Origin of the sequence: Halovulum marinum (genome assembly GCF_009697225.1) — a bacterium.
GTDB classification, from domain to species: domain Bacteria; phylum Pseudomonadota; class Alphaproteobacteria; order Rhodobacterales; family Rhodobacteraceae; genus Halovulum; species Halovulum marinum.
Genome location: NZ_WIND01000065.1, coordinates 1 through 1,223, shown reverse-complemented (window position 1 = coordinate 1,223; position 1,223 = coordinate 1). Strand labels below are relative to the sequence as shown.

At 61.2% G+C, this 1,223-nt stretch carries 1 protein-coding gene; it reads right to left on the bottom strand.

Annotated elements, in window-relative coordinates; all coding sequences use genetic code 11:
• Positions 1-39: 39 nt before the first annotated feature.
• A complete protein-coding gene (locus GE300_RS22010) occupies positions 40-969 on the bottom strand; it encodes a metallophosphoesterase (RefSeq protein WP_154449701.1) in 930 nt (309 codons plus the stop codon).
• Positions 970-1,223 lie beyond the last annotated feature (254 nt).

The window sequence follows — 1,223 nt, the reverse complement described above, 5'->3', positions numbered from 1 at the left end:
GTCGTCCATCCCGTCGCTCCTTCACTGTAGAAGGAGCCGTCAAATCTGAAAGTGCGAAAGATTCTTTACGTTATCTGTCTCACCCGGGTGCAATTCGTACGATACCAACGGACCATCCCTACCGGCGGAATAGTCGAGGCACAGCGCGTTCGGACCCTGCAGGACCGGATCGCCGCTGAGCCAGTAATGACCGAAGAAGACAGGGCGTTCGTGGGCGGGATAGGTCTGCGCCATCAGGGTACGCGGTAACGGGGCATCGGGCAGATCGTCCGGAACCGGCACCGAGATGGCAATATCGCGCCAGGTTCCGGCGCCCGCATTCCACCATTGCAACCGAACGTGATCGCGTTGGGTGCCGTCCTTGTCCCGGAAGGCAAAACCATCGGGAAGGCGGTGTTCAGGCCCCTTCGTGATTTCCTCGGCAAGGTGGAAAAACTCGTCGGCAGGATCAGCAGCCCGGATCAACTGCTCTTCCGACAGCACGCCGTTCGCAGCGATCGCGCGCAGGCGGTTGATCGAGTTGTCGATCCAGCAGGCATGCACGGCACGAAAGCCCTCCGTTTCAAGGAACAGCGGGAGACTGCGCATCCATGAAAGCGCCTCCCGGGTCTTTCGAGCGCCGACGGCGAATTCTGCCAGAAAGCTCCCGTGCTGGCGCAAGTTCTTGTCCGAATGGGCACGAAGCGGTTGACCCGTCCCGGGTTGGACGGTGTGGAAGTGAAGCGCGTTGAGTTCGTGGTTGCCCATGATCCCTCGGGCCTTCCCGCTGTCGATCAGGTCGCGCACCAGGTGAATGACGGCTCGGTTCTCCGGCCCGCGATCGATGAAATCGCCCAGAAAGACGATGGTTCGCTCCGGGTCCGAATGGATCCAGCCTGCCGGGCTGCGCCGCCACCCGAGAGCACCGAGCGCAGCCCGCAGTTTGGCGATCTGCCCGTGGATATCGGGGATGATATCGATTGTTCCCATTTACTCTCCTGAAATTCGTTCGAGCGTCGACCGTGGGTCCGCACGTGCCGCCGGTCACCGTATTGCGCCGCATAACGGTAACGAGACGAAGTCTCTTTGTCGTTGGGGTTTTCTGCGTGTTGCCATCCGTCGGCACCGCCCGGCCACGCGCCGTTCGACCACTGCCCCCACAAGCTAGGTAGTGTCCAGAATCTTTCGCACATTTTCTCAGGCGACGGCTCCGTGGGTTGAGGTTTGCTCCGCGTAGAGCGGGG

Bases quoted from the DNA above. Each gene is read 5' to 3' on its own strand.
- GE300_RS22010 (WP_154449701.1), bottom strand. From the start codon at position 969: ATGGGAACAATCGATATCATCCCCGATATCCACGGGCAGATCGCCAAA.